This is a genomic window from Caulobacter sp. DMC95 (assembly GCF_056313785.1).
Map to the genome: position 1 here is coordinate 235775 of NZ_JBQUZP010000004.1, position 25669 is coordinate 261443.

At 65.9% G+C, this 25669-nt stretch carries 28 protein-coding genes; 14 read left to right on the top strand and 14 right to left on the bottom strand.

Translation table 11 applies throughout. From position 1 onward, the window contains the following. Positions 1-51: 51 nt before the first annotated feature. Entirely contained in the window at positions 52-1077 is a 1026-nt protein-coding gene (locus tag ACT53N_RS11860) for an RluA family pseudouridine synthase (RefSeq protein WP_476064075.1), read from the bottom strand. Positions 1078-1172: 95 nt separating this feature from the next. On the opposite strand from ACT53N_RS11860, the gene ACT53N_RS11865 reads away from it, so the two are divergent. Together ACT53N_RS11865 and ACT53N_RS11870 are read left to right on the top strand one after the other, a co-directional pair. Continuing rightward, positions 1173-3662, top strand: a complete 2490-nt coding sequence (locus ACT53N_RS11865; RefSeq protein WP_476064076.1) for a TonB-dependent receptor — start codon at positions 1173-1175, stop codon at positions 3660-3662. 33 nt (positions 3663-3695) lie between these two features. Continuing rightward, positions 3696-5387 carry an alkaline phosphatase D family protein gene (locus ACT53N_RS11870; RefSeq protein WP_476064077.1) on the top strand — a complete coding sequence of 564 codons (1692 nt, stop codon included), beginning with the start codon at positions 3696-3698 and terminating at the stop codon, positions 5385-5387. On the opposite strand, the gene ACT53N_RS11875 is transcribed toward ACT53N_RS11870, so the two are convergent. Then, on the bottom strand, positions 5384-6010 hold the full coding sequence (locus ACT53N_RS11875) for a LysE family translocator (RefSeq protein WP_476064078.1): 627 nt from the start codon (positions 6008-6010) through the stop codon (positions 5384-5386). The genes ACT53N_RS11870 and ACT53N_RS11875 overlap by 4 nt on opposite strands. Next, on the bottom strand, positions 5997-6416 hold the full coding sequence (hisI, locus tag ACT53N_RS11880) for a phosphoribosyl-AMP cyclohydrolase (RefSeq protein WP_476064079.1): 420 nt from the start codon (positions 6414-6416) through the stop codon (positions 5997-5999). Before hisI ends, ACT53N_RS11875 begins: the two co-directional genes overlap by 14 nt. A 91-nt stretch (positions 6417-6507) precedes the next feature. On the opposite strand from hisI, the gene ACT53N_RS11885 reads away from it, so the two are divergent. Then, positions 6508-7392 carry a DUF817 domain-containing protein gene (locus ACT53N_RS11885; protein WP_476064080.1) on the top strand — a complete coding sequence of 295 codons (885 nt, stop codon included), beginning with the start codon at positions 6508-6510 and terminating at the stop codon, positions 7390-7392. Between the two features lie 79 nt (positions 7393-7471). On the opposite strand, the gene folE is transcribed toward ACT53N_RS11885, so the two are convergent. Further along, complete coding sequence (gene folE, locus ACT53N_RS11890; protein WP_476064081.1) at positions 7472-8104, bottom strand: GTP cyclohydrolase I FolE; 633 nt, start codon at positions 8102-8104, stop codon at positions 7472-7474. Positions 8105-8299: 195 nt separating this feature from the next. Between folE and cysS the strand changes: the two genes are divergently transcribed. The 6 genes from cysS to ACT53N_RS11920 are packed head-to-tail and all read left to right on the top strand — an operon-like array spanning position 8300 to position 13817. Next, positions 8300-9691, top strand: coding sequence for a cysteine--tRNA ligase (cysS, locus tag ACT53N_RS11895; RefSeq protein WP_476064082.1), 1392 nt, complete (start codon positions 8300-8302; stop codon positions 9689-9691). Between the two features lie 2 nt (positions 9692-9693). Beyond that, positions 9694-10155, top strand: a complete 462-nt coding sequence (locus tag ACT53N_RS11900; RefSeq protein WP_476064083.1) for an SRPBCC family protein — start codon at positions 9694-9696, stop codon at positions 10153-10155. Between the two features lie 6 nt (positions 10156-10161). Further along, a complete protein-coding gene (locus ACT53N_RS11905) occupies positions 10162-10623 on the top strand; it encodes an iron-sulfur cluster assembly scaffold protein (protein WP_476064084.1) in 462 nt (153 codons plus the stop codon). Between the two features lie 52 nt (positions 10624-10675). Further along, entirely contained in the window at positions 10676-10927 is a 252-nt protein-coding gene (gene yidD / locus ACT53N_RS11910; protein ID WP_476064085.1) for a membrane protein insertion efficiency factor YidD, read from the top strand. Further along, entirely contained in the window at positions 10924-12891 is a 1968-nt protein-coding gene (gene thrS, locus ACT53N_RS11915) for a threonine--tRNA ligase (RefSeq protein WP_476064086.1), read from the top strand. The genes yidD and thrS overlap by 4 nt, the downstream gene beginning before the upstream one ends. Next, complete coding sequence (locus ACT53N_RS11920; RefSeq protein WP_476064087.1) at positions 12891-13817, top strand: glycosyltransferase family 2 protein; 927 nt, start codon at positions 12891-12893, stop codon at positions 13815-13817. Before thrS ends, ACT53N_RS11920 begins: the two co-directional genes overlap by 1 nt. Positions 13818-13863: 46 nt before the next feature. Here ACT53N_RS11920 and ACT53N_RS11925 read toward each other — a convergent pair whose 3' ends face one another. The 4 genes from ACT53N_RS11925 to ACT53N_RS11940 form a co-directional block, all read right to left on the bottom strand. Further along, positions 13864-13956: a hypothetical protein gene (locus tag ACT53N_RS11925; RefSeq protein ID WP_476064242.1), complete on the bottom strand. Its 93-nt coding sequence runs from the start codon at positions 13954-13956 to the stop codon at positions 13864-13866. A gap of 96 nt (positions 13957-14052) precedes the next feature. Then, positions 14053-14418: a hypothetical protein gene (locus tag ACT53N_RS11930; protein ID WP_476064088.1), complete on the bottom strand. Its 366-nt coding sequence runs from the start codon at positions 14416-14418 to the stop codon at positions 14053-14055. Then, complete coding sequence (locus ACT53N_RS11935) at positions 14415-15314, bottom strand: hydroxymethylglutaryl-CoA lyase (protein WP_476064089.1); 900 nt, start codon at positions 15312-15314, stop codon at positions 14415-14417. Before ACT53N_RS11935 ends, ACT53N_RS11930 begins: the two co-directional genes overlap by 4 nt. Continuing rightward, positions 15311-16990 (bottom strand): ArnT family glycosyltransferase, encoded by a 1680-nt coding sequence (locus tag ACT53N_RS11940; protein WP_476064090.1) that lies wholly within the window; start codon positions 16988-16990, stop codon positions 15311-15313. The genes ACT53N_RS11935 and ACT53N_RS11940 overlap by 4 nt, the downstream gene beginning before the upstream one ends. A gap of 56 nt (positions 16991-17046) precedes the next feature. On the opposite strand from ACT53N_RS11940, the gene ACT53N_RS11945 reads away from it, so the two are divergent. Further along, a complete protein-coding gene (locus tag ACT53N_RS11945; RefSeq protein ID WP_476064091.1) occupies positions 17047-17784 on the top strand; it encodes a glycosyltransferase family 2 protein in 738 nt (245 codons plus the stop codon). Positions 17785-17882: 98 nt separating this feature from the next. Further along, complete coding sequence (locus ACT53N_RS11950; RefSeq protein WP_024265559.1) at positions 17883-18305, top strand: hypothetical protein; 423 nt, start codon at positions 17883-17885, stop codon at positions 18303-18305. Here ACT53N_RS11950 and ACT53N_RS11955 read toward each other — a convergent pair. Then, the gene (locus ACT53N_RS11955) at positions 18302-18766 is read right to left on the bottom strand and encodes a tRNA (cytidine(34)-2'-O)-methyltransferase (protein ID WP_476064243.1); all 465 of its coding nucleotides are present in this window, start codon (positions 18764-18766) and stop codon (positions 18302-18304) included. The genes ACT53N_RS11950 and ACT53N_RS11955 overlap by 4 nt on opposite strands. Positions 18767-18970: 204 nt before the next feature. Here ACT53N_RS11955 and petA point away from each other — a divergent pair, with 204 nt between their 5' ends. The 3 genes from petA to ACT53N_RS11970 are packed head-to-tail and all read left to right on the top strand — an operon-like array spanning position 18971 to position 21659. Then, entirely contained in the window at positions 18971-19522 is a 552-nt protein-coding gene (gene petA, locus ACT53N_RS11960) for a ubiquinol-cytochrome c reductase iron-sulfur subunit (RefSeq protein WP_476064092.1), read from the top strand. A gap of 5 nt (positions 19523-19527) precedes the next feature. Then, the gene (locus ACT53N_RS11965; protein WP_476064093.1) at positions 19528-20808 is read left to right on the top strand and encodes a cytochrome b; all 1281 of its coding nucleotides are present in this window, start codon (positions 19528-19530) and stop codon (positions 20806-20808) included. Positions 20809-20813: 5 nt separating this feature from the next. Then, positions 20814-21659, top strand: coding sequence for a cytochrome c1 (locus ACT53N_RS11970; RefSeq protein WP_476064094.1), 846 nt, complete (start codon positions 20814-20816; stop codon positions 21657-21659). A 74-nt stretch (positions 21660-21733) separates the two neighbouring features. On the opposite strand, the gene ACT53N_RS11975 is transcribed toward ACT53N_RS11970, so the two are convergent. The 5 genes from ACT53N_RS11975 to ychF all read right to left on the bottom strand — a co-directional run bounded on the left by ACT53N_RS11975 (position 21734) and on the right by ychF (position 25626). Continuing rightward, positions 21734-22507, bottom strand: a complete 774-nt coding sequence (locus ACT53N_RS11975; RefSeq protein WP_476064095.1) for a hypothetical protein — start codon at positions 22505-22507, stop codon at positions 21734-21736. Between the two features lie 66 nt (positions 22508-22573). Beyond that, positions 22574-23107 (bottom strand): SixA phosphatase family protein, encoded by a 534-nt coding sequence (locus tag ACT53N_RS11980; protein WP_476064096.1) that lies wholly within the window; start codon positions 23105-23107, stop codon positions 22574-22576. After that, positions 23104-23781, bottom strand: coding sequence for a dienelactone hydrolase family protein (locus ACT53N_RS11985; RefSeq protein ID WP_476064097.1), 678 nt, complete (start codon positions 23779-23781; stop codon positions 23104-23106). The genes ACT53N_RS11980 and ACT53N_RS11985 overlap by 4 nt, the downstream gene beginning before the upstream one ends. Beyond that, a complete protein-coding gene (locus tag ACT53N_RS11990) occupies positions 23781-24461 on the bottom strand; it encodes a dienelactone hydrolase family protein (RefSeq protein ID WP_476064098.1) in 681 nt (226 codons plus the stop codon). Before ACT53N_RS11990 ends, ACT53N_RS11985 begins: the two co-directional genes overlap by 1 nt. Positions 24462-24525: 64 nt before the next feature. Next, the gene (gene ychF / locus ACT53N_RS11995) at positions 24526-25626 is read right to left on the bottom strand and encodes a redox-regulated ATPase YchF (protein ID WP_062096357.1); all 1101 of its coding nucleotides are present in this window, start codon (positions 25624-25626) and stop codon (positions 24526-24528) included. Positions 25627-25669 lie beyond the last annotated feature (43 nt).

Genomic DNA, 25669 nt, shown 5'->3' on the forward strand with positions numbered 1-25669 from the left:
CGCAATTAGGGCGCTTTTGTTGCGTCAGCGCAAGCTTGAGCCTTGTTGGGCTCAGAGCGCGGCGAGCGCCGCTTCCAGGGTCGCCATATCGGTGGGAAGGGAGGTCTCGAACCGCAACGCCTCGCCCGTGATCGGATGGACGAAGCCGAGCACGGCCGCATGCAGAGCCTGGCGCCGGAGGCCGGCCGCTTCCATCTGTTCGCGAACGGCGGCGGCGGGTTGTCCGGCGCCATAGACGGGGTCGCCAAGGCAGGGCGAGCCTTTGCTGGCCATATGGACGCGGATCTGGTGGGTGCGTCCGGTCTCCAGCCGACAGGCGACGCGCGCGGCGAGCGGGCGATCCTGCGGACCAAAGGCGGCTTCGACCCGATAGTGGGTGATGGCCTCGCGACCGCCGGACCGCAACACAGCCATTTTCTTCCGGTCCCCCGGGGATCGGCCAAGCTGGGTGTGGATCGTACCTGTCGGAGGGCTGGGCGCGCCACGGGTGAGCGCCACATAGAGGCGATCGATGTCATGCGTGGCGAACAGCGCCGAGAGTCCGCGATGCGCCGCATCGCTTTTGGCTGCGACCATGACCCCGGAGGTGTCCTTGTCGAGGCGATGGACAATGCCCGGGCGCGCCACGCCGCCGACGCCCGAAAGACTATCGCCGCAGTGATAAAGTAGGGCGTTGACCAGGGTGCCGCTGTAGGTCCCCGGGGCCGGATGCGCGGCCATACCGGCGGCCTTGTCGACCACGATCAGGTGAGGGTCCTCGAAGAGGATCGAGAGCGGGAGAGCCTCGGGCTCCGGGTCGGCAGGGGCTGGCGGGGGAACGACCAGGCTATAGACGCCCGCCCGAGCCTTGCGGGAGGCGTCGGCGATCGTCTCGCCTTCGAAGGTGAGCCTGCCTTCAGCGATCAGGGCCTGGAGTCTGGCGCGTGAGAGGTCCGGGAACAGCGGGGCCAGCACCTTGTCCAGGCGCTGGCCGGCCAGCGACGCGGGCAGGTCGGCGCTGAGGCGCCCACCGTCGCCGTCCGACATCGCGACATCTTCGAGCAGGTCGTCGTCAACAATGTCGTCCACGCCGCTCACTGGGGTTTCATCGCTCCGTCATCAGCCCGTCGCACCGCCGACATGCTGGGCGCCTAGGTGCGTGCTCAAGTTTTGTGTCTTTTGGGGGATAGTCCATGCGCGCCTTCCGCACCACCACGCTGTTGACCGCCAGCGCTCTGAGCCTGCTCGTCGCCGCCCCGGCCCTGGCGGCCGCTCAGGAAAGCGCTCCGACCGGTAACAACGAACCCGCGCTGCTCGGAGAGCTCGTGGTGACGGCCCAGAAGCGTGCTCAGGATCCGGTCGACGTGCCGATCGCTGTCACGGCCTATTCCGGCAAGTTCCTGGAAGCGATCGGCGTGAAAGCGTTCGACGAGCTCTCGGCCTTCACCCCCGGCTTCCTGGTTCAGAACCAGTCGAACAACAACTCCGGCTTCGTGATGCGCGGCATCACCTCGGACTCTGGCTCGGCCACCGACGAAACTCGCGTCTCGATCTATCAGGACGGCGTACCGATCTCGCGTTCGCGCGGCTCATACGTCGAACTCTTCGACATGGAACGGGTGGAAGTCGCCAAGGGCCCGCAGTCGACCCTGTTTGGCCGTGGCGCCCTGATCGGGGCGGTGAACCTGGTTCAGAACAAGGCCAACCCTGCGAGCCTTGACTGGGCGCTCAAGGCCGAGGGCGGCACGCGCGGCTATCTGGTCGGCGAGACGATGGTCAACTTCGCCTTCGGCGACGGCTCGGCCCTGCGCATCGCGGCGCGGACGCGCCAAACGGAAGGCTATGTGAAGGACGCGGCCGGCGGCGACGCCTATGACTCGACCAACACGAAGGCCGTGCGGATCGCCTATCATATCGAGCCTGGCGCTTTGACGTTGGACCTGATCGGCAACTACCAGGTCGACGACACCACGGGCACGTCGTTCAAGAGCCACACCTTCAATCCGAGCAATCCCATCACCGGCGAGGCGCTGAGCGACACCTCGGTGGGCGGCTTCGCGACCCTGGCGCCTGGCGCGGGCTTCGAAGGCGGCAAGCCGCTTGGCCTGGACCGCAAGGTCTACGGCCTGACTGCGCTGGCCGACTACCGGATCAACGACAGCCTGACCCTGTCGTCGATCACCGCCACGCGCGCTTTCCACTCCAACGAAGTCTTCGATCCGGATGGTTCGTCGCTGCCGATCCTGACCTTCGCCGAAGACGCTCAAGGTCGCCAACAAAGCCAGGAGCTGCGTCTGCGCTATGACGCGGGCGGTCGCTTCTCGGGCTTTGTCGGCGCCAACTATTTCCACGAGACCGGCTCCTGGCGCATCCCGGGCCAGATGGACGAGCGCCTGGTGCTGGCCCTGCTGGCGGGCGCCTCGCCGCTGGGCATCAGCCGCCCGACGCCCCAGCCTCAGGCCGTCCTGACGAACCCGGCCTATCTGGCGCAGGTCCTGCAACTGGGCTTTGGCGTTCCGTCCACGCTGGCGACCGGCTTCGCCTCGAACCTGAAGTCGATCCATCGCGAAGAGTTCGCCAACTACGGTGAGAACACCACCTACGACGCCTACGCCGACGGCACGCTGCGCTTGACCGACAAGCTCGAACTGACGGCGGGGGTTCGCTACACCAGTGAGGATCGCGAGGCGGCTTACCGCTCCACCGTCCAGAACGGCCGCTCGATCCTGGGCGTCCTGCTGGCCGCACCGACGCCGACCAACCTGTTCCTGGCCACGCAGCCGAACGCGGTGAACAATCCGGCCTTGCCGCTGCTGGGCCTGCTCAACCAGCCGACCGCCAACAATGGCGACACGTTCAGCAAGGCGATCTCCGACAGCGGCGTCACCTGGCGCCTTGTGGGTCGCTACGCGGCTTCGGACGATCTCAGCCTCTATGCTTCGTTCGCGCGCGGCCGTCGTCCGGATGTGATCTCGACCAGCGGTCCGGCCGCGCCCCTGGGGCAGCCGCGCTTCAATACGGTCAAGGCCGAGGTTGTCGACAGCTATGAGGCCGGCGCGAAGGGCAAGCTGATGGACGGCCGCCTGTACCTGTCGGGCGCGGTGTTCCGTTATGACTACGACAACTTCGCCACCACCTTCCGCCAGGGCGCTCAGGTCGTGACGCTCAACGCCGGCAAGGCCAAGGCCTACGGCTTTGAGGGCGAGGCGCGTCTGCAGGCCGGCGACTTCTGGACGCTGTTCGGGACGTACGGTTACAACCACGCCCGTCTCGAGACCGGTCTGCGCAAGGGCAACCAGTTCCGCCTGTCGCCTGACCATGCCGTGTCGATGGGGGCGCTGTTCAGCCGCGAGGCCCTGGGCGGCAAGGTGACGTTCGCGCCGACCTACACCTGGCGCTCGAAGATGTTCTTCGACGACAACAACGACCGCGCCGATCTGCAATCAGCGGGCCTGTTCCCCGACACCAAGCTGGACGAGTTCCAGGACGCCTATGGCCTCCTGAATGTCCGCGTCGGCTTTGGCGCGGTGGACGATCGCTGGAAGGTCGAGGCCTTTGTCGAGAACCTCGGCGACAAGCGCTACCTGAAGGATGCGGGCAATACCGGTGACAGCTTCGGGATCCCGACTTTCATCGCTGGCAAGCCACGCTTCATGGGCGTTGGGGTGACGTTCCGCCGCTGACGGGGCATCGTGTCGGAAAAGAGGGAGCCGGGGATGAAGATCGATCGCCGCAGAATGCTCGGGCTGCTGGGCGTGTCCGGGGCCGCCGCCGGTGAGGCTGCGGCTCAGCCAATCGCCTACTACAAGGGTGTAGTGGCCTTCGAGCACGGCGTCGCCAGCGGCGATCCCAGCCCGAGCGCGGTAGTCTTCTGGACGCGGGTGACACCCAAGCAGCCGACGACGGGCGATATCGACGTCGATCTCGAGGTGGCCGCCGACCCCGACTTCAAGAGGCTGGTCACCGCTAGTCGCGGTTTGCGCGCCCGCGCCAGCCGCGACTGGACAGTCAAGCATGACCTCGATGGCCAGAGCCTGAAGCCGGCCACCGAGTACTGGTATCGATTCAAGGCCAATGGCGTGACATCGCCGGTCGGGCGCACGCGCACCCTGCCGGTGGGCGCGACCAAGGACGTCGTCCTGGCGGTGGCCTCGTGCAGCTTGCATCCCAACGGCTACTTCAACGCCTATGACGCCATCGCCAAGCTGCCGCGCGTCGACGCGGTGCTGCATCTGGGCGACTATATCTATGAGTACGGCGGGAGCCCCAAGGACTACGGCATGAATTCGCCGGTGGCTGCATCGCGCGCGCCGGATCCGCCGCATGAGATCGTGACGCTTGAGGACTATCGTCGTCGCCACGCCCAGTACAAGACCGATCCAGGTCTGCAGGCGGCGCATGCCCGCGCGCCGTGGATCGTGGTCTGGGACGATCACGAGACGGCCAATGATAGTTGGGTCGGCGGGGCTGAGAACCATCAGCCCAAGACCGAGGGCGACTGGACAGCGCGCAAGGCGGCGGCGTTGAAGGCCTATTACGAGTGGATGCCGATCCGCGAGGCGACGCTGCCGGAAGCCGCCTGGCGGTCGTTCCAGTTCGGTGATGTGGCGTCGCTCATGATGGTCGAGACCCGCCTTACCGCGCGCACGCCGGAACTCGACTATGATGTCGATCTGCCTGTCGTCGACGGCAAGCCCGACGTGGCCGCCTTCGCGACCAAGTGGAAGGACCCCAGCCGCCGCATGATGGGCGAGGGCCAGGAGCGCTGGTTGGCGGGGCAGGTCGAGGCGTCGGTCAAGGCCAGGACGGCCTGGCAGGTGCTTGGCAACCAGGTGGTCATGGCCCGCGTCGCCGCGCCGGACCTCAAGGCGACCATGGGCGAAGCCGCCTTCGCCGAGCTGCTCGCCAAACTGCCCGACTATGCGCGCAGCCGCGTCGCGCAGTCTGTGGCGATGGCGGCCTATGACATTCCGTCAAACCTCGACGCCTGGGATGGCTACCCAGCCGATCGCCAGCGAGTCTACGACATCCTCAGCGCGGCCAAGGCCCGTCCGATCGTCTTGGCTGGCGACAGCCATATGTTCTGGGCCAATGAGCTGTGGAACGATGCGGGCCAGAAACGCATCGCGGTCGAGTTCGGGACCACTTCGGTCACGTCGCCCGGCTATGGCGACATCCTCCCGGGCGTGCCGCTGGGCGAGGCGTTCGCGCAACGCAACAAGGAAGTCAGATACGCGCACCCTAGCGCCAAGGGCTTCGTGGTGTTGACCCTTGAGCACGGCAAGGCGACCAGCGACCTGATGGCGGTCTCCACCATCCATGAACCGACCTACACGGTCGGCCCGCTCAAGCGCTTCGTCGTCACGCCCGCAGCAGACGGCGGCGTGGAAGCCCTGCGCGAGGTCTAGCGCCGGTCCAGGGCCAAGCGCAGGCCGAACGCGATGAACACTAGGCCGGTGGTCCGGTCCAACCAGCGGACCACCACCGGCAGCCGCAACAGTCCGGCGATCGGGACCGTGGCCGCGATCAGGAGCGCGAACCACAGTAGGCCCTCCACGACGTGGATCGTCGTGAGTAAGAGCCCAAAGCGCGCCGGGTCAACCCCGGCGGGCATGAACTGGGGCAGGAACGAGACGTAGAAGATCCCGACCTTGGGGTTGAGCAGGTTTGTCAGCAAACCGCGTCGCAGCGCTGCGGCGGGGCTGGCGTCGACGGGCTTGGTCTCGCCCGGCTCGAAGGCCTCGCGCGGTCGCAGGATCATGCGTAGGCCTGTCCAGGCCAGGTAGAGCGCGCCGGCCCATTTCAGCGCCGTGTAGGCCGCCTGCGACGCAGTCAGGAGCGCGCCGACCCCAAACGATGCGGCCGCGCCCCAGATCAGGCATCCCAGCCCAATCCCGATGGCGGCCCCAGTCGCGCGTCGAGGCCCTTCGGCGGCGGCGGTCCGGATCACCAGCGCGGTGTCCAGCCCCGGCGTTAGGGTCAGAAGGCCAGCGGCCAGGGTGAAGGCGATCAGGGCCTCAGCCGTGGTCATGGTGAGGCGCCTCGCGTTCGACCAGCGCCCCGTCCTCCAGCACCCGGTAGAAGCACGACCGGAAGCCGACATGGCAGGCGCCGCCGTCGCCGCGCGGGCGGACCTTGAGAAGCACGGCGTCCTGATCGCAGTCGACCCGCAGCTCTATAACGTCCTGCAACTGGCCGCTGGTGTCGCCCTTCTTCCAGAGTTCGTTACGCGACCGGCTGAAATAGTGCGCGATGTTGGTCTCGACCGTCAGCTTCAGGGCCTCGGCGTTCATCCAGGCCAGCATCAGGATCTCGCCGGTGTCGGCGTGCTGAGCCACAGCCACGACCAAGCCATCGCCGTTGAAGCGCGGCGCGAGGGCCGAGCCCCGCTCCAGATCGTGCTTGGTGTGGGCTTGGGGGAACAGGTCGGTGCTCATGCGCCACATATGGCGCAGGCCTCGAGCCTGCGCTAGTTTCCGCGCCGCTTCTGGGGAAAGCGGACGCGTTTTGCGCGTCCCAGGGAACGCGATGAACCTGAAAGACCGCATAAAGGCTAGCGTGGCGGCGCTGGACGAGCGGGCGCGGCCGTGGGCGCAGCAATCGCGCTGGAACGGCTATGCCTACGAGTTTCTTCTGTTCGGGCTCAAACAGGCCTGGGCCTGTCTGTTCGGCGGGCTAATGCTGGCCCTGCTGGTTGGCACCAAGCTGTTCTGGCCCGAGGCGGCGCCGATCGCGCGGTATGATTTCCTGGTGATCGCGGCGATTGCGATCCAGACCTCCTTGCTGGCGCTCAAGCTGGAGCGCTGGGACGAGGCCCTGGTGATCTTCATGTTCCACGTCGTCGGCACGATCATGGAGCTGTTCAAGACCGCCCAAGGCTCTTGGATCTACCCTGAGGAGAGCCTCCTGCGGATCGGCGGCGTGCCGCTGTTCACCGGCTTCATGTACGCCTGCGTGGGCAGTTACATCGCGCGGATCTGGCGATTGTTCGACATCACCTTCATCCGCTACCCACCGTTCTGGACCACGCACATCCTAGCGGTGCTGATCTACGCCAACTTCTTCACGCACCACTACATGATCGACATCCGGGTGGGGCTGTTTGCGCTATCCGTCTTGCTGTTTGGGCGGACCTGGTTCGTGTTCACGCCCGACAAGACCGCGCGCCGTATGCCCATGCTGATGGGCGCCGTGCTGGTCTCGCTGTTCATCTGGTTCGCCGAGAACCTCGGCACCTTCGCCGGAGCCTGGATCTATCCAAGCCAAGCGGACGGCTGGCGCATGGTGCCGTTCGAGAAGATGGGGGCCTGGTACTTGCTGATGCTGATCAGCTTTGTGCTGGTGACGCTGGTGCATCGGCCCGTGGACGCTTGCGTGGCGCGGATCCGTCAGGGGATCTGGCGGGCGGCTTAGGGGCTATCGCCTGAGCAAAGTCATCGCGTGTCATCCCGGATCGGCCTGCGGCCGTCCGGGATGACACGGGTTTTTGCTGTTACTTCTTCACCAGATCCATGAAGCGTTGCTGCAGGACCTTGTCGGTCTTGAACACGCCGCGGAACTGGGTGGTGATGGTCGAGACATCGTGGTGGTGAACGCCGCGCGTGCTCATGCACTGGTGTTCGGCGTCGATCAGCACGGCGACCCCGGCGGCCGAGAGGTGATCCTCGATCGCGTCGGCGATCTGCATGGTCATGGTCTCCTGGGTCTGGAGACGCTTGGCGAAAATCTCGACCAGACGCGCTAGCTTAGAGAGGCCCACGACCTTGCCGGTCGGCATGTAGGCGACCCAGGCCTTACCCAGGAACGGCGCCATGTGATGCTCGCAGTGGCTCTGCACGTCGATGCCGCGCAGCATGACCATGTCGTCATAGCCCTGCACGTCCTCGAAGGTGCGCGACAACTCCTTGGCCGGGTCGCCGTGATAGCCGGCGAACCACTCGTCAAAGGCCTCGACCACGCGCTTGGGCGTATCGATCAGGCCCTCGCGCTCCGGATTGTCGCCAGCCCAGGCCAGCAACGTCCGCACGGCGGCCATGGCCTCGTCCTTGGAAGGGCGCTGGGCGGGTTCAAGATCAAGACCGTCATCGCTGCCGATCAGGGTTCGCTCGCGGGTCAGTGCGTCCATTTTGGAGGGTTTCTTTCCACGGGCTGAGTTGCGCCGAGACGCCGATCGCCCCGGAATGACGCGTGCCACCCGTTTCACATACGGCCGGACCGGGAACTTAGACGCATCACGCCGTGGCCCTTGCCGTAACAGAAAGCTATATGGGGCCGTTCATGGGGTGGGCAACACCCTTCCGCTACGTCAGAACCCAGAGTCATGACCCTGAAGATCCACGACACCCTGACGCGCGAAAAGCGCGACTTCGTTCCCGCCGATCCCAAGCGGGTGACGATGTATGTCTGCGGTCCGACGGTCTACAACTATGCGCACATCGGCAATTTCCGGCCCGTCGTGGTGTTTGACGTGCTGTTCCGGATTCTGCGCCACGTCTACGGTGAGGAGGCGGTAGTCTACGCCCGCAACGTCACGGACGTGGACGACAAGATCAACAAGAAGGCCGCTGACGAGGGCGTGCCGATCAGCGTGATCACCGAGCGCTACCTTGCGGCCTATCACCAGGACGCCGACGCCTTGGGCGCGCTGCGCCCGACTCTGGAGCCCAAGGCCACCGAGCACATCGACGCCATTCTCGAGATGATCGGCCAGCTGGTCGAAAACGGCAGCGCCTACGCCGCCGAAGGCCACGTGCTGTTCGACACCCAGAGCTTCGCCGATTACGGCCAGCTGTCGGGCCGGCCGCTGGACGAGATGATCGCCGGCGCCCGCGTCGAGGTCGCGCCCTACAAGCGCCACCCGGCCGACTTCGTGCTCTGGAAGCCGTCCAAGGAGAGCGAGCCCGAGTGGGACAGCCCCTGGGGCGCGGGCCGCCCGGGCTGGCACATCGAATGCTCAGCCATGATCGACAAGGCGCTGGGCCAGACGATCGACATCCATGCCGGCGGTATCGACCTGACCTTCCCGCACCACGAGAACGAGGTGGCCCAGAGCCGCTGCGCCCACAAGACCTCGGTGCTGGCCAACTACTGGATGCACAACGGCTTCCTCGACATGAGCGGGGAGAAGATGTCCAAGAGCCTGGGCAATGTCGTCATCCCGCACGAGCTGCTGGAAACGACGCCGGGCGAGGTCATTCGCTGGGCGCTGCTGTCGGCGCACTACCGTCAGCCGCTGGACTGGACGCCGGAGCTCCTGGAGCAGTCCAAGAAGTCGCTGGACCGCCTGTATGGCGCCCTGCGCCGAGCCAAGGACGTTGCGCACGATCAGGCGATGGAAGCGCCTGCGGAGGTGATTGCCGCCCTCATGGACGATCTCAATACGCCGTTGGCGACCTCGGCCTTCTTCGAGGTGTCCAGCGCGATCGAGAAGGCGGTCACCGCTGGCGACACCGTCGCCATCGCCGCCAACAAGGCCCGTTTGTTGGAGGCCGGCGCGCTGCTCGGCTTCCTGCAGGCCGATCCGGACGCCTGGTTCGAGGGCGACGCCTCCGACGAACTGAAGGCCAAGGTCGAGGACCTGCTCGCCAAGCGGGTCGCCGCCCGCGCCGCCAAGGACTGGCCCGCCGCTGACGCCATTCGCGGGGAGCTGGACGCCTTGGGCGTCGTGGTCATGGACGGCCCCGCCGGCGCCACCTGGCGGATGAAGGACTGACCATGCAGCGCGCTGTCGAGCATCGCATTGGCGTTCAGGCGCCGGCCGAGGTGGTTTGGGAAGTCGTGTCGAACTTCGAAGGCTGGACGCACTGGAACCCGCTTTACCGACGGGCCGAGGGCGTGATGAAGGTGGGTTCGACCCTGGTGCTGGAGCAGCACCTGCCGGGTCTTCCGCCTACGGTCATCCAGCCGATCGTCCAGGACTGGGTGCCGTATGAGCAGCTTCACTGGCGGTCGAGCCGGCTGGGCGGCTTCGTGACGGCGATCCGCTATCTTGAGATCGAGAGCATGGGCCCGACCAACGCGACCTTCTCGAACGGGGAACTGTTCATGGGCCTGCTGCTGCGTTTCGTCAGCCGTGACGAGCGCCGCCGGTTGAAGTCGGCGTTCACCCAGATGGGCGAGGCGGTGCGTGACCGCGCCGAGGCGATCTGGTCCGAGCGCTCGGCGAACCCCATCTAGGCGACGATGATCGACGATCTCTATAGCGCCAGGATCCTGGGGCTCGTGGCCAACATGCCGCGCGCCGGCCGTCTGGCCGCGCCGCATGCCAGCGCTGAGAAGACCGCCAAGCTATGCGGCAGTCGGATTACGGTCGATGTCGTCGTCGAAGACGGCAAGATCACCGACTACGCCCAGGACGTTTCCGCCTGCGCCCTGGGGCAGGCCGCTGCGGCGATCCTGGGCGCGAACGTCATCGGCGCGGAACTTTTGGACATCGAGTTGGCGCGCGACTCGCTTGCCGCTATGCTGAAGGCGAACGGCCCGCCTCCTGCGGGCCGGTTTGCGGAGCTCGCCGTGCTGGAGCCGGTCAAGGACTATCCCGCTCGTCACGCCTCGACGCTTCTGGCGTTCGAGGCGACGGTCGAGGCTGTCCGTAGGGCCACAGGCGTCGGCGAAACGCGAACTAGCACCGCCGGCGCGTCTTGATCGCGACCCCCTTCGGGGTGTGTAACCGCATCGCAACAATTCGCGCGCCGGCATGACCTTCTACGAACGCACCGTCGATTTGGGCCTTCGGGCCTACAAGTTGACGCTCTCGCCTCTCATTGGGCGTCAGTGCCGCTTTATGCCGAGCTGCTCGGAATACACGGCCGCCGCTCTCAAGGATCATGGCCCGCTCAAGGGCTCCTGGCTGGGGTTGCGACGGATTTGCCGCTGCAATCCGTTTGGTGGATCGGGCTACGACCCGCCGCCGCGACACCAGCCACGCAAGTGGAAATGTGAAGAATGATCGATCTGGTTTTTCCCGACGGCTCGTCGCGTCAGTATCCTGACGGCTCGACGGGGCGCGACGTGGCCGCCGCCATCTCCAAGTCGCTGGAAAAGAAGGCCCTGCTGATCAAGCTGGATGGCCAGGTCCTCGACCTGGATCGCCCGCTGACGCCTGACCTGCTGACCGGTGAGCGCAAGTTCGAGATTCTGACGCGCGAAGCGCCCGAGGCCCTGGACACCATCCGCCACGACACCGCCCACGTGTTGGCCGAGGCCGTGCAGGAGCTGTTCCCTGGAACCCAGGTGACGATCGGCCCGAACGTCGAAGACGGCTTCTACTACGACTTCGCGCGCGATGAGCCGTTCAGCCTAGACGATCTGGAAAAGATCGAGAAGCGCATGAAGGAGATCGTCGACCGCGACGAGAAGATCACGCGCGAGGTCTGGGACCGCAACGAGGCTATCGCCCACTTCGACGGCATCGGCGAGCAGTACAAGGCCCAGATCATCCGTGACCTGCCTGACACCGATACGATCACGGTCTATCGCCAGGGGAACTGGAAGGACCTGTGCCGCGGGCCGCACCTGCCGTCGACCAAGCATGTCGGCAAGGCCTTCAAGCTGACCAAGCTGGCCGGCGCCTACTGGCGCGGCGACCAGAACAACGCCCAGCTGCAACGCATCTATGGCACGGCCTGGGCCTCGGAAGCTGATCTCGAGGCGCACCTCAAGCGCATCGAGGAGGCCGAGAAGCGGGATCACCGCAAGCTGGGCAAGACCATGGACCTCTTCCACATCCAGGAAGAGGGCAAGGGCATGGTGTTCTGGCATCCGAAGGGCTGGGCGCTTTATCGTGTGCTCGAGGACTACATGCGCCGTCGCCTGGACGCGGCTGGCTACAAGGAAGTGAAGACCCCGCAGATCCTCGACCGGAGCCTGTGGGAAAAGTCGGGTCACGCCGAGAAGTTCGGCCACGCGATGTTCATGTGCGAGAGCGCCGAGGGCGAAGTCCTGGCGGTCAAGCCGATGAACTGCCCTGGCCATATCCAGATCTTCAACGTCGGCCAGAAGAGCTACCGCGAGCTTCCGCTGCGCATGGCCGAGTTCGGGGCCTGCCACCGCTACGAGCCCTCTGGCGCGATGCACGGCATCATGCGGGTTCGTGCGTTCACGCAGGACGACGCCCACATCTTCTGCCGCGAGGAGCAGGTCACCGAGGAGAGCGCCCGGTTCATCGAACTGTTGCGCTCGGTCTATAACGACCTGGGCATGACGCTGGCGGACACCAAGTTCTCGACGCGCCCCGAGCTGCGCGCCGGCACGGACGAGACCTGGGACAAGGCCGAAGCCGCCCTGGCCGCCGCCGCAGAGGCCGCCGGCGAGACCCTGACCCTGCAACCCGGCGAAGGCGCGTTCTATGGCCCCAAGCTGGAGTTCTCGCTGAAGGACGCCATCGGTCGGGTCTGGCAGTGCGGCACGCTGCAACTGGATTTCGTTTTGCCGGAACGATTGGACGCCGAGTACGTTTCAGAGGATGGTTCGAAGAAGCGTCCGGTGATGCTTCACCGTGCTATCCTAGGGTCCTTCGAGCGTTTTATCGGCATTCTGTTGGAAAACTTTGCGGGCGCTCTGCCCGTGTGGCTGGCGCCGACTCAAGTGGTGGTGGCTACGATTACCTCGGACGCCGATGACTATGCCCGCGAGGTCGTCGAAAAATTGACGAAACTGGGTATGCGTGCGGAGCTGGACCTGCGAAACGAGAAGATCAACTATAAGATCCGCGAGCACAGCCTCGCGAAGGTGCCAGTGATCGCGGTGGTGGGACGTAAAGAAGCGGAAACGGGGCAGTTGGCCCTTCGTCGCCTTGGCGGCGAAGGTCAGAGCGTCCTGTCGCTTGAAGAGGCGCTTCGGGTGCTGAAGTCCGACGCTACGCCGCCCGACGTCGCGCGCGCCCTGGCCGTCCAGGAGGTCGTGACCGCCTGATGAACAGCATCCTCCCGTCCGTTTCGACCCTTGCCGTTGGTGCGCGTCCGGCTCGTCCGAACGTGTCCGTCGTCATGGTCGTCTATCGGACGGGGGAGGCGCTGGTCGAAAGCATCCGCCACGTGCTGGCCGAGCCGCTGGTCGATGAGTTCATCATCGTCGACAACGGTTCGTCTCCGCGCGACGAGGACATGCTGCGCTCCCTGGCCCTGACCGAGCCGCGCGTCGTGCTTAAACAAGGGCACGGCAATGTCGGTTTCGCCCGCGGGGCCAATCTGGGCGCGGTGACAGCCGGCGGCGAATACATCGTGTTCCTCAATCCGGACGCCAACCTGCAGCCCGGTTGCGTGGCGTCGCTGGTCACCGCTTTCAAGGGGCAGGCCGTTCCCACCATCGTGGGCGCGCGGGTGCTCAACGCCGACGGCAGCGAGCAGCGCGGCGGCCGCCGAGGCGAGGTCACGCCGGTTAGCACCGTGCTGAGCTTCGGCCAGCTGACGCGCCGCTATCCCAAGCTGGCCGGTTTCGAGATCCATCGGGAGAACGAGCCGCTGCCTGGCGCGCCGGTGCCGATGCCAACGATCTCGGGCGCGTGTTTCGCCATGCGTCGCGCCGATTTCGAGGCCCTGAACGGCTTCGACGAAGGCTACTTCCTGCACGTCGAGGACATCGACCTGTGCTGGCGCGCCCGTCGGGCCGGTGGCCAGGTGCTGTTCCAGCCTAACGCCCAGGTGATCCATTTGGGGCACACCAGCCTGGAGCACCCGGTGAAGGTCGAGTTCCACAAGGGCGTGGGTTTGACCCGATACTTCATCAAGCGCGCCGACAGCCTGCAGCTTTTCGCCGCCGCCGTGCTGCTGGCCCCGGCCATCATGCTGATGAGCGTTTGTCGCCCGCTGCTATGGAAGCTGACCGGTCGGCCGATTTAGGGGGGCTGGGAGCGGCTAACGGCCTCAAATAGCTCTCTTCATTTTTCTACCGTCTCCCCGGCGAATGCCGGGGCCCAGATTCATCCGGCGCGGCTGGGTATGACGCGCCCTCGCTCCGCGCTGAAAGGATAGGCGTCAGCGGGTTCGATCTGGATCCCGGCGTTCGCCGGAAGGTCGGATTTCTGAGGCGTGGCGGAGGCCGCCCAACAGTCAGGAGCGCCCTTCAGACACTCGCCTACATCGGCGCGATCGTCTCGAAGCGCATTCCATCCGGTCCCTCGATCGAGGTCGGGGCCTTCAGGCTCTTGCTCGGCAGCATGGCGCGATAGCGCTCATACATGGCCTTCGCGTCCCGACCGGGTTTCACCGTCAGGCACTGGTCGAACTCGCCTTCGCGGCCCCAGGGCTTGCGTTCTGAGCGAGCGACATCGCGATCAATCTTCACGGCCGCGGCGACCTTGTCGGCGAGATCGCGGTCGATGCCGGCGCCATAGCTGCCAAACTTGATCGTAACGTCGCAGCGCGAAGGGCCGGCGTCCGCGACGCGCGCGGTGACGCAGGCGGACAGGCCAAGCGCGAGAAGGATGGCGAGGCGTTTCATATGGGGAAGCCTCCGGCGCGGGCCAGGGATGAAGCGGGCGCCTTGCCCAGGCGCTGGCTGATGTCGCGGCCGATCTCGATCAGGGCGGCCAGGTCGTAACCGGTCTCGAAGCCGGCGCGTTCCAGCATGTAGACGAGATCCTCGGTGCCGATATTGCCGGTGGCGGCCGGGGCGAACGGACAGCCGCCCAGGCCTCCGACCGAGGCGTCCAGCACGTCTACGCCCGCCTCGACGCTCGCGAAGGCGTTGGCCAGGCCCGTGTTACGGGTGTCGTGGAAGTGCATGCGCAGCCGAGCAGTTGGCGCGGCGGCGCGCGCCGCCTCGATCCGCTTGCGGACGGTCCAGGGATCGGCGACGCCGATGGTGTCGGCGATGGCGATCTCGGGCACGCCCATCGCGGCGGCCTCACGGACAATGGCCACCACCTGATCCTCGGAAACCTCGCCGTCGAACGGGCAGCCGAACGCGACCGAGATGGTGGCGGTGATCGGCGGGCCGCCCTCGCTGGCCTGGCGCTCGACGATAGCCGCCAGCGCCTCGACCTGTTGGCGCGTGGTCGAGCCCTGATTGCGGGTTGCGAAGCCGTCCGACGCGCAGACCACGACATTGGCCTCGTCGCATCCGGTCGATACGCACCGCTCCCAGCCGCGCATGTTCAACACGAGCCCGATCCGCGTATGGACGAGGTCGGCGGGCAGGGCGGCCATGATCTCCTCAGCGCCGGCCATTTGCGGCACGCGGCTGGGGTTCACGAACGATACGACCTCGGTGCGACGAGCCCCAGCGGCCTCCAGCTTGGCGATCAAATCCAGCTTTTCCGCGACGCTCAGCACGGTCTTCTCGTTCTGCAGCCCGTCGCGAGGCCCGACCTCGACGATCTGGATGAAACGGCTCACGGCTGGGTCTCCTGGGGGGCGATCGGCTCGCCGCGATAGACGGTCAGGCGCTCTTCGTCGCCGTCGGAGTAGTTCAAGCCTTCCACCACGGCGGCGGGCCGCGCTGTCAGGCCGAGCGCCTTCAGGGCCGCCTGGAAGGGCTTCTCCTCGCGCGCCTCGACGATGGCCGGACGGCCTTCGGCGACCGCCTGGGCCGCGCCGGCTCCGTCCGTCAGCTGGGTTGTCGTGCCCAGCTTGAAGATCAGGCTTGGCTCGGCGTAGCCGGTCACGGCCACCGGACCTGGCGCGCCAGAGCGCGGCGACAGGCGGGCGGTGTCCAGTGTCCTGGCCAGATCTCGTGACAGGAAAAGCGGCTCCAGGCGGGGGATCAAGCCCGCGGTCAGAGCGATGTGGGCGGCTACGCCCAGGGTCCCGGCGGTGACCAGGGCTCGCGCGGATTGATGACGAAGCAGCAGCGCCGCGCCCGTGACGCCCGCACCCAGCGCGAGCAGGGCGGCCAGAATGGTCCAGACAAGATCGTTCGCCGTCCCAAACGCGGTCTGGCCGTAGATCGCCACCGCCGCCAGGATCACCCCCATCAGCACCGAAAGCCCCCCGCCGATCCAGCGTGACCGCTGGCCGATCGGCGCGCGCACGGCGGCGGCCATCAGCATGGCCAGGGCGCCATAGGCCGGGAGCTCGTAGTGAACCAGCTTCGTCGGCAGCAGCTCGAACATCAGCCAGGTCGGAATGAGCCAGCAAAGGGCGAACCGCACGCCCGGCTCATCGCGCTTCGTCCAGCCGACGACCAGAGCTGCGGGCAGCAGCAGGGTGGCGGGGAACGACAACAGCGGCGCGAGCAGGGTATGATAGCCGAAGGGGCCGGAATGACCCTCCTGGCCGCCGGCCAGCTTGGGAGCCAGGTCGGCGCCGACGGCCGCGCCCCAGAAGGCGCCGTCGGTAGCCACGGTGATCATCATCGCCCAGGGCAAGGTGATCGCGGCGAACAGGATCAGGCCCCAGGTCCAGCCGAGGTCTTTCATCCAGGCGGCCTTTCGGTCCCAGACCGCCAGGGCGACGAGGGCGAAGATCGCCACCAGCAAGCCCACGGGCCCCTTGATCAGCGCCGCCAGGGACAGGCCTAGCCAGAAGGCGAGCTTAGTCGCCTTGCTCGAAGGCTCGCTTCTGCGATGCGCCATGTAGACTCGCGCCAGGGCCGCCATGGCCAGAGTGGTCGTGCCGCATAGCGCCGCGTCGGTCTTGGCGATGAAGGCCTCGGACGACAGCAGGAAGGTCGCCCCCAGGATCGAGCCGGCCAGCAGGCCGGTGCGCGGGTCGAACAGGGCCGCCGCGCCCCAGGCGCAGGCCGCCGCCGCCAGCATGGCGCCCAGCAGCGAGGGAATACGATAGGCCCATATCTGACGCGCCTCGGCGTCGGACAGCGCCGTGACGCTCAGCGCCTGCATCCAGTGAATGCCGACGGGTTTCTTGAATCGCGGCTGGTCCTGGAACTTGATGACCACATAGTCGCCGGTCTCCAGCATCTGGGAGGTGGCCTGGGCGAAGCGCGACTCGTCGCGGTCCAGCGGCGGCATGGCCAGGAGGCCAGGCAGGCCGGCGATGAGGGCGACCAGCGCGGCGAACAGCGGCGCGCGCCACCCGCGGCTCCAGTCGTCGAGGCGAGATTCAAGCGTCATGCCGCCTGCTTTAGCACGATCCTTTCGTGGAGAAATTTTTCCGGTATTAGAGGGCGATGAACGCCGCCCGCGCCGCCACACCCGATTATTCCGTCGTCGTGCCTGTCTTCGACGAGGGCGAGGCCGCGCCAAAGCTGGCCCGCGAGATCGCAGCCGCCTTCGCGGGCGAGGCCTACGAGATGATCTTCATCGACGACGCCAGTCGCGATGACACCAAGGCCCGCCTGATCGCGCTGAAGGCTGAAATTCCCCAGCTTCGGGTTTTGGGTCATCGCAAGAATTCGGGTCAAAGCCGCGCTGTGCGCAGCGGGATCCTCGCCGCGCGGGGTCCGATCATCGTCACCCTGGACGGCGACGGCCAGAACGATCCCGCCGACGCCCCGCGCCTGGCCAAGGCCCTGGCGGCTGGTCCCGAGACCCTGGCCTTGGTTGGCGGCGAACGGGTCAAGCGTCAGGACAGCAACGCCAAGCGGTTCGCCTCCAAGTTCGGCAATGGCGTTCGCAAGCGGCTCTTGAAGGACACCGCCAACGATACGGGCTGCGGCCTCAAGGCCTTCCGCCGCGAGGCATTCCTGCGACTGCCCTACTTCGATCACATCCACCGCTACATCCCGGCCTTGATGCTGCGCGAGGGCTATGAGGTGGCGTTCCAGCCGGTCAATCACCGGCATCGCGAGAGCGGCGTGTCGAAGTACACCAACTTCGGCCGCCTCAAGGCCTCGGTCTCTGACCTGCTGGGGGTGATGTGGCTGCAGTCGCGGGCGCGTAATCCGCAAGGCGTGGACGAAGTCTAGTCTCGGGCTAGGCGAGCCGACTTCACCGAAGCGCAAATTCCGGCTAGGCCTTAACCATGGCGACCATACCCACTGTGGGCGCTTGAGGGGGAAGCTCGATGTTCGCGGCCGTTCCGCTGCTGGCCTTGCCGGTGATTGTCTACAATCTGGTCGCGCTAACGCTGACGGGAGGCTTCAAGGCCACCGATGCGACGGCTCGGATGAACGAGGCGCTGTTCACCATCCACATGACCTCGCGCACCGACTGGGCGGTCAGCCTGGGCGATCTGCTGATGGCCGCGTCGCTGGTGGTGCTGTTCGTCGAACTTCTGAAGTCGACGACCAGCCGCAAGATCGCGATCATCAACCACTCGCTGTCGATGGTTCTGTTTATCCTCTGCCTGGTCGAGTTCCTGCTCGCTCCGGCGTTTGCGACCTCGACCTTCTTCCTGATCACCCTGATGGTGCTGCTGGACGTGCTGGCGGGCTTCATCGTCACGATCGTGGCCGCGCGCCGCGACGTGGATTTCGGCGACAACTAACCCGCTTCGGGGAAGCCGCCGATTTGGCGTAAGGCCTCGCCCAAGGCCATCGCCGCCGTCGTCGCCAAGTTCATCGAGCGCGCCTCGGCGCGGATCGGAATGACGATTCGACCATGAGCGGCCGCGTGGACCTCTTCCGGAGCGCCGCGGCTCTCGTTGCCGAACAGCAGCGTATCTCCGGGTTCGAACGAAAAGCGGTGCAACGCCGTCGCGCCCTTTGTCGTGAAGAGCAAAAGCCGTCCGTCAACGCGTTCCGGCGCCTTAAGGAATGTCTCCCAGCTATCATGCCGGGTCAGGTGCGACAAAGGGCCATAGTCCAAGGCGGCGCGCTTCAAGCTCTTGTCGTTCAAGGGAAAACTACAAGGCTCGATGACGTCGAGGCCGAGGCCAAAACAGGCCGTGAGGCGGATGCAGGCCCCTACGTTTTGGGGAATGCCTGGTTGAAAAAGTGCGATGCGCATAATAAGCGAACCAACCACAAGGGCAGCAGGGGCTTTGCCACGAATCGAAAGGACTTGCGGACTTCGCCCGCGCGTCCGATAGGACGATTTGACCGCTGCCTTGTGGCGGAGATCCGCTTGCGGGTCGAGCAAGATATGGCGCCGAAAGGCGCGTCTCCAAGCCGGTCGCTCCCGCGGCCTGGCGGAACCAAAGGGTGACTTAAGGTGGCCGACACCGCCGTGGGCGCAACGACCGAGCCGGAACACGGGGGCGATCCCTCCCGGCGCGACTTCATTCATATCGCCGCGATCGCCGCCGCTGCTGGCGGCGCGGCGAGCCTGGCTTGGCCGTTCATCGACCAGATGAACCCGTCGGCGGACACGCTGGCCATGGCCTCGACCGAGTTTGACCTGACCAAGGTGCCGGAAGGCCAGCAGGTCACGCTGAAGTGGCGCGGCAAGCCGCTCTTCGTGCGCAACCGCACCAAGGGCGAGATCAGCAAGGCCGTCGCCGACGACAGCGCGTCGATGAAGGACCCGCAAAAGGACGCCGATCGCGTGAAGCCGGGCAAGGCCCAATGGCTGGTGCTGATTGGCTCGTGCACGCACCTGGGCTGCGTGCCCACGTTCGGCGGCGGCGATTTCGGCGGCTGGTTCTGCCCCTGCCACGGTTCGCACTACGACACCTCGGGCCGCATCCGTAAGGGCCCCGCGCCCCTGAACCTGGCGGTTCCGGAGTACGAGTTCCTGTCCGACACCAAGGTCAAGATCGGTTAATCCAGATGAGCGGACATTCGACCTACCAACCCAAGACCGGTTTCGAGCGCTGGCTCGACGCCCGTCTGCCGATTATCCGCCTGGGCTACGACTCGTTCGTCGATTACCCCACCCCGCGGAACCTGAACTACTGGTGGACCTTCGGCGGCATTCTGTCGCTCTGCCTGGCCTCGCAGCTGATCACCGGCATCATCCTGGTGATGCACTACACGCCCAGCGCCTCGGGCGCGTTCGCGTCGGTCGAGCACATCATGCGCGACGTGAACTACGGCTGGCTGATCCGCTATATGCACTCCAACGGCGCGTCGATGTTCTTCATCGCCGTCTACATCCACATGATGCGCGGCCTCTACTACGGTTCCTACAAGGCGCCGCGTGAAGTGCTGTGGCTGCTGGGCTGCGTGATCTACCTCCTGATGATGGCCACGGCCTTCATGGGCTACGTTCTGCCCTGGGGTCAGATGTCGTTCCACGGCGCCGTCGTGATCACCAACCTGTTCGGCGCCCTGCCGATCGTCGGCGAGAGCATCACTACCTGGCTGTGGGGCGGCTTCGCGGTCGACAACGCCACGCTGAACCGCTTCTTCTCGCTGCACTACCTGCTGCCCTTCATGATCGCGGGCGTCGTGATCCTGCACATCTGGGCGCTGCACGTGGTGGGCCAGAACAACCCGACCGGCGTCGAGCCGAAGTCGAAGGCCGACACCGTGCCCTTCACCCCGTACGCGACGGTGAAGGACGGTTTCGCGATGAGCGTCTTCCTGATCCTCTTCGCCTTCTTCATCTTCTACATGCCGAACGCCCTGGGCCACCCCGACAACTACATCGAGGCCAACCCGCTGGTGACGCCGGCGCACATCGTTCCGGAATGGTACTTCCTGCCGTTCTACGCGATCCTGCGCGCCGTGCCGGACAAGCTGATGGGCGTGCTGGCCATGTTCGGCGCCATCGCCTGCCTGTTCGCCCTGCCGTGGCTGGACACCTCGAAGGTCCGCTCGATGCGCTACCGCCCGACGGCCAAGGTCTATTTCATGATCTTTGTTGTGGTGTGCTGCATTCTGGGCCTCTGCGGCGCCAAGCTGCCGGACGACAAGGTGATCCCGCACCTGACCACCTTCAAGCTGATCGACGCTGACCTGAACAGCTTCGTGTGGCTTAGCCGCTTTGCGTCGGCGTACTACTTCGCCTTCTTCCTCTTGATCCTCCCGATCCTGGGCCTGAAGGAAAAGCCGCTGCCCGTGCCGGAATCGATCGCGTCGCCGGCGCTGACCGAGAAGAAGGGTTGATCCCGATGCTGCGCAAACTCTCCATCATCGCAGCCGTTGCGGGTCTGGCCTTCGCCGGCCAGGCGCTCGCCGCCGGTCACCCGCTGCCGCCCAAGGACGTCAAGTGGTCGTTCGAAGGTCCGTTCGGCAAGTTCGATCAGGCCCAGCTGCAGCGCGGCTACAAGGTCTATCGCGAGGTCTGTGCGTCGTGCCACTCGATGAAGCTGGTCAGCTTCCGCAACCTGGGCGACAAGGGCGGTCCGTTCTATAACGAGAAGTACAAGAACGCGAACGACAACCCTTGGGTCAAGGCGATCGCCAAGGAGTACGAGGTCGCCGACATCGACTCTGAAACCGGCGATCCGATCAAGCGTCCGGCGACCAGCGCCGACCACTTCCCGGCGCCTTTCGCCAACGAAGTGGCCGCTCGCGGCGCCAACGGCGGCGCCCTGCCGCCGGACATGTCGCTGCTGGCCAAGGCCCGTGCGAACGGTCCTGACTACATCTACTCGCTGCTGACGGGTTACGTGAATCCGCCGGCCGGCCTGAAGATCGGTCCGGGGCAGCACTACAACCCCTACATGGCCGGCGATCTGACGGCTTACTGGTCGGGTTCGCATGAAAAGGTCCCGCCGGGCGGCTTCATCGCCATGGCCCAGCCGCTGAAGGACGGCCAGGTGACGTTCGACGACGGCACCAAGTCGACCCTCGACCAGCAGGCCAAGGACGTTGCGGCTTTCCTGATGTGGGCCGCCGAGCCCAAGCTGGAAGAGCGCAAGCAGACCGGCTTCGCCGTGATGATCTACCTCCTGCTGCTGAGCGGCCTGCTTTACGCCAGCTACAAGCGGGTTTGGCGCAACGAGTCGCACTAAGCGACTTGGCGTCCTCGAAAGTGAAAGGCCCGGCGGTGACGCCGGGCCTTTTTCTTTCTCCACGCGTCCCAAGTTCAGGGGGCGATAGATAAGGTCCGGGCATCGGCTGACAGACGCAGACGGTGGCGCGCCCACAACGCGGTTCCTAAGGTTCCGCTTACGCCTTCAGGCAGGTCTCCGGCGAGCGTCGCCGGTACGTTCTCGGCTAGGACCCCCGAAATCGACAACGCTCTAAGCCGTGCGGGAGCCTTGTGACGGGCGTTGACGTCCAGTTTCCCGGCGACCCACCCCTCGCGCGTAGAAAGTCGCGCCATGGCGCGCGAGGCCGTGTCGATCGCGAAGGCGCCGCTACGCGCCGTGGGGCCGTCGCTGACGGCCGCGGCGATAGTCGGAAGCCCGTCGATCAGTTCGACCGGGAGCACCACCTGTCGTCCCGCGCGCCAGGGCTGATCGATGCGAACCCGGCAGGCTACGAAATCAATCTCGACGCTATGCCCGGCCAGGACGTCCATGCCGATGACGCCGGCGATGGGGGTGACGAAGCCCGCGCCGCGATCGTCGAGATCGGCGATGGTCACCGACACGGCCTGAGCCCTGAGCCCGGCGATCTGGACCGGCGCAGTCACGGTCTCGGTCGTGATCCCGGCCATCTGGGCCTTGGTGTTGTGCAGAAGCGTCCGGGGCGCGGAAAGATCGACCACATAGTCGCCGGCCATGTCGCCGATCGCTGCGGGTGCAATCACCGCGCCGTTCTCGAACCAGCAGCGCGTCTCGCCCGCGTGAGCAAGGCCCGCGCCTCCAAAGGGCAGGATCGCAAAGGCCAGTAAGACGGAAACACCAGCACGCATCGTGCAAGCCTAGCTCAGGCTGCGTCTTTGCGCGACGGCCCCGCCGAGCGGGGAACGGACCTCGCTTCAGTTCCCTGGGCAAGCCTGGGTCGGCGCCCCGTAGCGGGCGTGGATTGCAAGAGGGCCGGGCGTGTCGAGACTGATGACTGTCAGCAGATCGTAATCGCAATCGGTGACCGCAGCGGGGGCGGGGTCACCCAGGGCGCGGGCGATCTCGCCCACGGTATTGCTGTGGCCGACGATCAGGACGGTGCTGTCCTTTGGCGCCTTCCGGGCGGCCTCCGCGACGCGTTGCGCGTGGGCTGGAACGCCGCCGTCCAAGGCGATGGTCTGAATGGCGACGCCGGCCGCGTCAGCGGTGGGCCGGCCAGTCTGCTGCGTGCGCTTCAACGGCGTGGCCAGCACCATCGACACCTTGCCGCTGACGAGTGCGGCCGCCAACGCCTTGGCGCGGGTCTGGCCGGCCTCCGAGAGATCCGGATCGCCGGTGGGCGAGGCCTTCTCCCCGTGGCGGACAATCACGACGGTCTGCGCCAATGCGGGAGCGCCGGCCAGAATCAAGCACACGGTCAGAGCGGTCAGTCGACGGATCATGCTCAAGCCTCTGTCTTGGTCCCGCTGGACCGCTGGAAGAGTTGCAAGGTGCGTAACAAGGACAGGCGCGCGCTGTCGGGATGATAACCGCTGGGGGCCACGAAAGCGTGACCGGCGTCATAGAGATAGATCGGCAGTTCGGGATGACTTTCGCGGATCGCCTCAACGTCGTCGAGCGGGATCATGGTGTCGGTCTTGCCGAAATGCAGGATCGTCGGGACCTTCGGCGCCTCGACGCGATAGGCCGCGATATCGCCGCCATAGAAGGCCGACACCGCCGTCAGGCCTTCGCAGCGACATGCCGCCAGCCACGCCGTGGTGCCGCCGTAGCAGAAGCCCATCGCATAGACCGGGGCTTCCATGGCGTTGATACAGGCCTGAACACGGGGCAAGGTGCTCGCGCCCCAACCGGTCCGCTTCCCCATGGCCATGCGCGTCTCAAGGATCGCAGGCTTGGTGTCCTCGACAGGAAACGGTGCGTCTGCGGCGTCCATCAGGCTCGGCAGCAGCACCTCATAGCCCTGCTCGGCAAGACTGTCGGCCAATTGGCGCAGATGCGGCGTCACGCCCCAGATCGCGTGCAGCATGACCACCCCGCCGCGCCGGGCCTCCGCCGGTGGGGCGTGGTAAGCCGCGAAGGGCGCGCCGTCCAAGGTGGCGAGCGCTATCCGCTCACCCATCAGCCCGCTCCGTGCGCAGCGAAGAAGTCCACGGTCCGCTGGCGGGCCAGTTCGGCGTCGGCGAGGTCGGAATCCGGGCGGCCGTCATTATTGAAGCCGTGACCGCTGTTCTCATAGACGTAGACTGGGACCTCCGGATGAGCGGTCCAGATCGCGGCCTTTACGTCCTCAGCGGGGATGTGGGGGTCCTTGCGCCCCAGGTGGACGATGACCGGCGCCTTCAGCGCGAACTTGGCCATGCCCGCGACCTGCCCGCCGTAGTAGCTGGAGCCCGCCGCGATCCCCTCGCAGCGCGAAGCCGCCAGCCATGTCATGGTCCCGCCATAGCAGTAGCCGACCACGAAGACGGGCCCACGGTCCTTGAAGAAATCGACGCAGGCCTGGATGTCGCCCATGGCGTTATCGGGGCCATTGGCCAGGGCGTGCTTGACGCCGTTCTCGAAGCCGGCCGGATCGTGCAGGGCGGTGAAGCCCTTTTCCTGGCGGTCGAACATCGACGGCGCGATCACTTCGAACCCGCGCGCGACCCACCGGGCGACGTCCTGGTGAATATACTGATCCAGGCCGAAGATTTCCTGGATGACGATGACCCCGCCCTTGCGCGGGCCTTCAGGCTGGGCGTGCAGGGCGGTGAATGTAAAGCCGTCATGCGCGGCGGTCAGGGTGATGATCTCGGCCACAAGCTTACTCCCCAATCAGAAACGGCCGGGGCGTCTCCGCTCCGGCCGTTGGTAGTCTGGTTGCTTAGACGTTGAAGCGGAAGTGCATCACGTCGCCGTCCTTGACGACGTATTCCTTGCCTTCCGATCGCATCTTGCCGGCTTCCTTGGCGCCGTTCTCGCCGCCCAGCTTGACGTAGTCGTCAAAGGCGATGGTCTCGGCGCGGATGAAGCCCTTCTCGAAGTCGGTGTGGATCACGCCGGCGGCCTGCGGGCCGGTGGCGCCCACGGGGATCGTCCAGGCGCGGGCTTCCTTGGGGCCGACCGTGAAGTAGGTCTGCAGGCCCAGCAGGCTGTAGGCCTCGCGGATCAGGCGGTTGAGGCCCGGCTCGGCCAAGCCCAGGGTCTCGAGGAACTCGGCGCGTTCTTCCTCGTCCAGCAGGGCGATCTCGCTCTCGATCTGGGCCGAGATGACCACGCTCTTGGCGTTGTCGCGGGCGGCGCGTTCGGCGACGAGGTCCGAGAACTTGTTGCCCTTGTCGGCGCTGGCTTCCTCGACGTTGCAGACATAGAGGGCCGGCAGAGAGGTCAGCAGCTGCAGCATGGCCCAGGCCTTGGCGTCCTCCTTGTCGATCTGCGCCGCGCGGGCCGGGCGGCCGGCGCGCAGTTGCTCCAGCGCCAGATTGATCAGACGCAGGGTCTGGATCATGTCCTTGTCGCCGCCGCTCTTGGCGCGCTTCTCGACGTTGGGCAGGCGCTTTTCCAGGCTTTCCAGGTCGGCCAGCATCAGCTCCATCTCGATGATCTCAAGATCGCTGATCGGGTCGATACGACCCTCGACGTGGGTGATGTCGCTGTCTTCGAAGCAGCGGGCGACGAAGGCCACGGCGTCGCAGTCGCGGATGTTGGCCAGGAACTGGTTGCCCAGGCCCTCGCCCTTGGAGGCGCCGCGCACCAGGCCGGCGACGTCGACGAAGTTGATCCGGGCGGGGATGATTTCCTTGGAGCCGGCGATCTTGGCCAGGGCGTTCAGACGCGGCTCTGGCACGGCCACGTCGCCGGTGTTGGGCTCAATCGTGCAGAACGGATAGTTGGCGGCCTGGGCCGACGCCGTCTGGGTCAGGGCGTTGAACAGGGTGGACTTGCCGACATTGGGCAGGCCGACGATGGCGACTTTCAGGGCCATGGAACTCTCGTGAATTTCGTTGGGCGCGCGCTTAGCACGGATG